The 6,895-nt window shown below is 76.5% G+C and carries 8 protein-coding genes; 2 read left to right on the forward strand and 6 right to left on the reverse strand.

Features of this window, described 5'->3' with window-relative positions; all coding sequences use genetic code 11:
* Positions 1-753, reverse strand: a 753-nt coding sequence (locus tag ACFVXK_RS36085) for an NAD(P)/FAD-dependent oxidoreductase (RefSeq protein ID WP_389620804.1), incomplete at its 3' end; no start/stop codon positions are given.
* A 195-nt stretch (positions 754-948) separates the two neighbouring features.
* On the opposite strand from ACFVXK_RS36085, the gene ACFVXK_RS36090 reads away from it, so the two are divergent.
* Positions 949-1,725 (forward strand): sulfite exporter TauE/SafE family protein, encoded by a 777-nt coding sequence (locus ACFVXK_RS36090; RefSeq protein WP_389620806.1) that lies wholly within the window; start codon positions 949-951, stop codon positions 1,723-1,725.
* Positions 1,726-1,775: 50 nt separating this feature from the next.
* Here the strand turns inward: ACFVXK_RS36090 and ACFVXK_RS36095 are convergent, their stop codons facing one another.
* From ACFVXK_RS36095 to ACFVXK_RS36115, 5 genes are all read right to left on the reverse strand, one after another.
* A complete protein-coding gene (locus ACFVXK_RS36095) occupies positions 1,776-2,375 on the reverse strand; it encodes a GNAT family N-acetyltransferase (protein WP_389620809.1) in 600 nt (199 codons plus the stop codon).
* A 44-nt stretch (positions 2,376-2,419) separates the two neighbouring features.
* Complete coding sequence (locus tag ACFVXK_RS36100; RefSeq protein WP_389620823.1) at positions 2,420-3,049, reverse strand: class F sortase; 630 nt, start codon at positions 3,047-3,049, stop codon at positions 2,420-2,422.
* A 462-nt stretch (positions 3,050-3,511) separates the two neighbouring features.
* A complete protein-coding gene (locus tag ACFVXK_RS36105; protein WP_389620812.1) occupies positions 3,512-4,054 on the reverse strand; it encodes a hypothetical protein in 543 nt (180 codons plus the stop codon).
* A 178-nt stretch (positions 4,055-4,232) separates the two neighbouring features.
* On the reverse strand, positions 4,233-5,522 hold the full coding sequence (locus tag ACFVXK_RS36110) for an ATP-binding protein (RefSeq protein WP_389620815.1): 1,290 nt from the start codon (positions 5,520-5,522) through the stop codon (positions 4,233-4,235).
* Positions 5,519-6,232, reverse strand: a complete 714-nt coding sequence (locus tag ACFVXK_RS36115) for a hypothetical protein (protein WP_389620817.1) — start codon at positions 6,230-6,232, stop codon at positions 5,519-5,521. The genes ACFVXK_RS36110 and ACFVXK_RS36115 overlap by 4 nt, the downstream gene beginning before the upstream one ends.
* A 168-nt stretch (positions 6,233-6,400) precedes the next feature.
* On the opposite strand from ACFVXK_RS36115, the gene ACFVXK_RS36120 reads away from it, so the two are divergent.
* Positions 6,401-6,841, forward strand: a complete 441-nt coding sequence (locus ACFVXK_RS36120; protein ID WP_389620820.1) for a gamma-glutamylcyclotransferase family protein — start codon at positions 6,401-6,403, stop codon at positions 6,839-6,841.
* The last annotated feature ends 54 nt before the right edge of the window (positions 6,842-6,895 follow it).

The following is a 6,895-nucleotide window of genomic DNA, read 5'->3' on the forward strand; positions in this document are numbered from 1 at the left end:
CGCACCGGCCGCGCGGCGCTCGGTGCCGGGGTCAGGGGCGGAGCCCCTGGGAACGGAGGAAGGGCGGGGCGGGGAGGAAGCCCCGCGCAGCGGCGCCGCAGCGGGCGTACCGGTCGTGGTCAGACCCCTGACGCGGCACTCGGTGTGGATCTCCACGCCGAGGGCCGTCAGATGGGCGTGCAGCATCGCGGACGCGTCGGCGTCGAGCTGGCGCTCCATCAGCCGCTCCGCCTGCTGGGCCACGACCACCTGCGCACCCCGCGCGGCCAGCGCACGGGCCGCGGAGACGCCCAGGAGGCCGCCGCCGATCACGACCGCGCGCACCCCCGGACGCACGGCCGCGTCCAGGGCGAGGCAGTCGTCCAGGGTGCGGAACGCGTGCACCCCGTCGGGGAGTTCCCCGCCGCCCGGCGGGAACAGCCCGCGCAGCGGCGGCAGCACCGGGTTCGAGCCGGTGGCCAGCACGAGGACGTCGTACCCGGGGGCCGTGCCGTCGTCGCAGTGCACCCGGCGCACGTCGCGGTCGATCCGTACCGCCCGCACCCCCCGCCGCAGCACCGGCCCGGGAGCCGGCAGGGCGGCCACGTCGGGGGTGTACCGGCCGGCCAGCACCTCCGCCAGCAGGACCCGGTTGTAGGGGGCGTGGGACTCCTCGCCGAGGACGGTCACCGCGGCGGACGGTCCCAGCCGCGCGGCGAGCCGCAGGCCCGCCAGGCCGCCGCCGATCACCACCACACGCTGCTTCGAGGTCATGGAACGAGCGTGCGCGGCGGCTGTTTCCCCACCGCATCGCTCCTGTTACCCGGACGGAACGCCGCCCTCAGCGCCCGTGGCGGCGACCGGTGAGGCTTCCGGCGGGCGGGGCGCGGGGGGTGTGAAGCTCAAGCTTCGCGCAACTTTCCGGAAATCGATGCGACGCGCATCGATCAGCTCCCTAGGGTCGGGTCCGTGCCTGACATATCAACGACCATGATCATCGTGCTGTGCGTGGCCGCGGCGGCGGCCGGCTGGATCGACGCGGTGGTGGGCGGCGGCGGACTGCTGCTCCTGCCCGCCCTGCTGCTCGGCCTCCCGCACGCCCAGCCCGCCGCCGTCCTCGGGACCAACAAGGCGGTGGCCATCGTCGGCACGTCCGGGGCGGCCGTCACCTACGTGCGCAAGACCCCGGTGGACGTGAAGCTCGCCGTCCGGATCGGGCTGGCGGCACTCGCCGGGTCGGTCGGCGGGGCGGCACTGGCGGGCGGGATCAGCAAGGACACGATGCGGCCGCTCATCATGGGCGTGCTCGTGGTGGTCGCGGCCGTCGTGATCTTCAAGCCCGGCTTCGGCGCCGCCCCCTCCGCCTCGCCCGTCTCCCGGCGGCGGGTCCTGCTGACCATCGCCCTCGCCGGCCTGGGCATCGGCTTCTACGACGGACTCATCGGCCCCGGCACCGGAACGTTCCTGGTGCTGGCCCTCACCGCCCTGCTCCACCTCGACCTGGTCACCGCCTCCGCCACCGCGAAGATCGTCAACTGCTGCACCAACGCCGGGGCGCTGGCGATGTTCGCCTACCAGGGGATGGTGTTCTGGCAGCTGGCCGCGCTGATGGCCGTGTTCAACCTGGCCGGGGGCATGCTCGGCGCCCGGATGGCGCTGAAGAAGGGCAGCGGGTTCGTCCGGGGCGTGCTGCTGACCGTGGTCGGGGCGCTGGTCGTCAAGCTGGGTCTGGAGCAGTGGGGGTAGACCTCGGGCCAGGCGGGCGCGGGACCCTGGGTCGCGCGCCCGCCGGTGCGTCAGGCCTGCGGGGCGCGGCGCATCACCCAGAGGGTCGGGCCGCCGCCGGGCAGCCGGGCCTCGCCGAGCAGGGTGAAGCCGAAGTGCTCGTAGAAGGGCACGTTGGACTCCTTGGAGGACTCCAGGTACACGGGCAGGCCCGCCGCGTCGGCCCGGGCCAGGCCCGAGCGCAGCAGCGCGGCCCCGTGCCCCCGCCCCTGGCCGGCCGGGTCGGCGCCGAGCACCGCCAGGTACCAGTGGTCCTCCGGGGGCGCGTGCTCGGCGGCCGCGACGATGCCCTCGCGGAACACCCCCGCCCGGTCGCCGAGCACGCCGGCGAGCTCGTCGAGGGTCTCGTCGTCGGGCAGGGCGCGGCCGTCCGGCGCCACCCAGAAGGAGGCGGCCAGGTCGGTGCGCTCGCACACGCCGTGGCGGCCGTAGTGCCGGGTGAGGAGCGTCTCGAAGTACCGGACCATGCCCTCCTCGCGGGTGGCCCCGTCCGGGAAGAACCAGCACATCATCGGGTCGTCGGCGAAGGCGCGGGCCAGGCTGCGGCCGATGTCCGCGGCGTCGTCGACCGTGGCTGTTCTGGGCGTGTTCGTTATCGACATACGGGTCATTCTGCAAGCAGATGATCTTGGTCGGGGCGGCGGGGTGCCCGGTTTCAGTAGGTCCCGGTGAGATGGGCGAAGACGACCACGTTGCCCTGGTAACCGGTGCGGGGGGAGAACCCGCCGCCACAGGTGATCACGCGCAGCTCGGCGCGCGGCGACGGCCCGTACACGCGGCGGTCCGGGAAGGACTTCGCGTCGTAGACCTCGACCGCGTGGACGGTGAACACCGCCGTACGGCCGTCCGCGCGGGCCACCTCGATCGCGGCACCCCGGTGCAGCGCGCCCAGGTGGTAGAAGACCGCCGGGCCGCTCGCGTTGTCCACGTGGCCGGCGATCACGGCGGTGCCCGTCGCACCCGGGGTGGCGCCGTCCCGGTACCAGCCCGCGAGGTCGCCCCGGGCGGGCGGCGGCACCTCGAGGCTGCCGTCGTGCTCCAGGCCGAGCCCGGTGAGCGGGGCGTCCACGTGGATGGACGGGATCCGGATCCGGGTCGGCGGGGAGCCGGGCAGCGCGGCGATGCTGCCGGGGTAGCGGGCCTGCGCGCTCAGGGCGTCGGCGGGAGAGGGCAGCGGCGGCCGGACGGTCTCGTCGGAGCCGCTGGTCACGAGCCAGACGCCGACGCAGACGGCCAGCGCCACCAGCCCGGCCTGCCCGCGCCGCCCGGGACGGCCGGGGCGCATGGCGTGGCCGCGGTCACGGCCGCGGCCGTGACCGGCGGCGCGACGCGAACCCGTACCGGCGCCGGCCGCCGCACCCGTGCCGGAGGTCGCACCCGCGCCTGTGCCGGAGGCCGCACCCGCGCCTGTGCCGGAGGTCGCGCCTGTGCCGGAGGCCGCGCCCGTGCCGGAGGCCGCGCCCGTGCCGGAGGCCGTGCGGCTGCCGGAGTCCCCGCCCGCGCCGGCCCCCGTCCGGGTGTCGGGGGCCGTGCTCGTGGGCGGGCCGGGGCGGCGGCGGCCGGGGGTCATGGCCCGCAGGGCGCGGGCGCCCCGGAAGCCGGGGAAGGCGGCCATGCCTCGTACCCCCTCGCCTCGCCGTGGACAGGAGTGGCCGTCGCCCGGCCCCGCGAACGGGGGGGACCTCGCGGGGCGGGCGACGGGGGGCGGTACCGGTCGGACCGCGGCCTCGGCCGCGGTGGGCGCCCGTCAGCTCCGCGTGCCGCTCGCCCGGCGACGCAGGAGCCAGGTACCGCCGACGGCGGCCGCGGCCAGCACTGCCGCTCCCGCCGTGATCTTGGCCGGATCGGTGGTGGTGGAGGTGCCACCGCCCACCCCGGTGCGCACGTGCCCCTGGGGGCCGTGCTCGGTGACGACCAGGTCGCCGGTGGCGAACTTGCCGTCGGCGCAGGTGGCGCCGATGCCGTACGTCCCGGGCCGGATGTCGCGGGCGATCTGGAACTGGCCCGCCACGACCTCCTTGTGGGGGCCCGGCGTCAGCTTGAACCGGCCCCCGCCCACCGTGGTGGCGTCGCCCTCGGCGTGGCCGCCCGGGCCGCAGGCCTTCGTGTTCACGGTGACCGTCGTGCCCGGCACGGCGGACTTGGGCCAGACCTCCAGCACGGCGAAGTCCCCCGGCGCGAACGGGGGCATCCCGAGGTCCGCGGCGGCCACCGCTCCCGCGACCGGGCCGGCGAAGGCGACGGCGGTCAGTGCGGCGGCGGTCAGCGCGTGGGCGGTCCTGCGGCGCATGCGTCACTCCAAGGGACACGGGGTCGTGTCTCGAGGAAAACCGGGCCGCCCGGCAACCGCCTGCTGACCCCTCGTCAGATCCCGTTCCGGGCGCCCCCAGGAGAGGAATCCGCGCACGTCACAGGCCCCGCGCGGCCATCCGTGCACCCCCGCCCCGTCCGGGTGAAACCCGCCCCCCTCAGGCCTGCGGCAAGCTCACCGTCGCCGCCGCGCCCCCGTCCGCCGGGTTCCACAGCCGCACCCCGGCGCCGATCACCTGGGCCTGCCCGAAGGCGATGGTCAGCCCCAGCCCCGTGCCCTGACCCCGCTCGGCCGCACCGGTCATGAACCGCTGCGGGCCCTCCCGCAGCAGGGTCTCCGGGAAGCCAGGGCCCCCGTCCCGGACGGTCACCGAGGTCCCGGACACCGCCACCGAGATCCGGCCCCGCCCGTGCCGGCGCGCGTTGACCAGCAGGTTCGTCAGGATCCGCTCCAGCCTCCGGGCATCGGTACGCACCCACGCGCCGCTGCCCTCCACCGGGTCCCCGGCACCCGACACCTCCGCCGCCACCCCCGACCGCCGGACGGCCGAGACCACCAGCGGACCCAGCGGCTGGGCCTCCAGCAGGGCCTCCTCCCGGTCGGCGTCCAGCCGGGCCACCTCCAGCAGGTCCTCCGTCAGCGTCCGCAGCGCCGCCACCCGGTCCCGCACCAGCTCCGTCGGCCGCCCCGCCGGCAGCAGCTCGGCCGCCGTGTGCAGACCCGTCAGCGGGGTCCGCAGCTCGTGCGCCACGTCCGCCGTGAACCGCTGCTCCGCCTCCAGCCGCCGCTGCAGGCTCGCCGCCATCGTGTCGACCGCCGAGGACAGTTCGGCCACCTCGTCGCGGCTGCCCGGAGCCCCGGACGGCCCGATCCGGGCGTCCAGGTCGCCCGCGCTGATCCGCCGGGCCGTCTCGGCCGCCGCCCGCAGGTCCTTGCTCAGCCGGCTCGCCAGCAGCGCCCCGCCGACCGCCGCCAGCGCCACCACCCCCGTCCCGGAGGCGAGCAGCTGGGCGTCCAGCTCCTCCAGTTCGGCCCGCTCCTCGGCCAGCGGGCGCCGCACCGACAGCACGTGCCCGCCGCCCACCGGCCGCGCCGCCCACACCGCCGGATCCGGGCCGGCCAGGTCGAGGTAGGTGGTGCGGCGGCCGTCCAGGGCCGCCGCGCGCAGCTCCTGCGGCACCTGGGGGCAGTCGATCCGGGCGTCCGCCTCGCCGACCTTGTCGTAGTCGAGGCGGCCGGTGAGCTCGTAGACCTGCCGTACCCGGATCAGCTGCTCGGTCGCGCCCTTGCGGGCCGCGTCGGACACCTGGCGCACCCGGGCCTCGTAGATCAGGACCCCGATGGTGACCGCGACCAGCGAACAGCCGGCCGCCAGCAGCGCGGCGATCTTCCAGCGCAGCCCGAGGGCGCGCAGCAGCCGCCGGCAGCGGGCCGCCGGCCGCCTCACCGGGGTTCCCCGGAGCCGCGGCCCGCCGCGGGGGCGGACCCGCCGGGGTCCGGGCTCGGGAGGGTCTTGTTGTAGCGCCGCTCCTCGTTGACCACGGTCATCCGTTCTCCGTCCCAGTGGTAGCGGACGGCCTGCTCCGAGCCGTCGTCGGGGGCGGTGCGGATCAGCAGGTCCTGGCCCAGGGACTCGGCGGCCATCCGCCGCCCGAGGGTGAACAGGACGGGCACGATCCGCTTTCCCCGGGCGGTGTACACGCTCAGTGCCGTGCGGCCGGTCTCGGTGTCGGCCGCGACGATCAGCTCCTGCCGGCCGTCCCCGGTCAGGTCCAGGTAGACGGGCGGGCGGATCCCGGACCGGCCGGGGGCGTTGATCGAGCCCTTCTCCGCGAACATCCGCATGCGCGGGTCGGCCTTGACGACCTCGGCCGCCTTCACCGCGGTCAGCCCCTCGGGGCCCACCTCGGGGGCGTCCGCCAGCGGCGTCGGCGGGGGTTGGCGGGTGCCGGTCGCCGCCCCGGGGGCCTTCGGGGAGTCGTCGGCCCAGGCCGGCCAGAGGGCCTGTGGCAGGGGTTGCGGCGAGGCCGGGGCCACGGGCTCCCCGGCGGCCAGCCCGCCGGGCGCGGCGCAGCCCCCGGCGGCCAGTGCGGCGGCGGCTGCGGCTGCGGCGCAGAGCAGCGCGGCGGTGGGGAGGCGGCGGGGTGATCGCGACATGGGAAAGGAACCGTGGGGGTGAGGAAAAGGGGCGAATCGGACGTTAATCGGCGACCGTCACAGCGACCGGGAGATTGTGTAACAGCGGTGCGTACGGTGGGGGTGCACGGGAAAGACGGGCCTTTCGGCCCGGCCCGGGCAGGTCCGGCGTAGCCGAAGGAGGGGCTCGTGACATCGGTCGATCGGCCGGGATCCGGCGGCGTCCTGCCGTTCTTCGTGTACGGGACGCTGCGGCCCGGCGAGGCCAACCACCGGCTGTTCCTGTACGGCCGCACCACCGCCGAGGAACCGGCCCGGCTGCCGGGGGCGACGCTGTACGAGGGGCCGGGGTACCCGTACGCGGTGGAGCGGGCGGGGTCGGTGATAGCGGGGGAGCTGATCACGCCGGCGGCGGGCGCGTACGGGGAGCTGCTGGACGCGCTGGACCTGCTGGAGGAGTACGAGGGGCCCGGGAGCCCGGGGAACGTCTACGACCGGGTCACGCGGGAGGTCGTCCGGGGGGACGGGAGCCGGGTGCGGGCCTGGGTCTACCTCGCGGCCGCGCCGCTGGCCGCCCGGCTGTCCGTGTCGGGCCGCGAGATCCCCGGCGGGGACTGGCTGCGGAGGTAGGCGGATGCGGGCCGGTGCCGCTGCGCGCCCGTTCCCTGGGGCTCCGCCCCAGAC

The organism is Streptomyces sp. NPDC058157 (genome assembly GCF_042884105.1).
Taxonomy (GTDB): domain Bacteria; phylum Actinomycetota; class Actinomycetes; order Streptomycetales; family Streptomycetaceae; genus Streptomyces.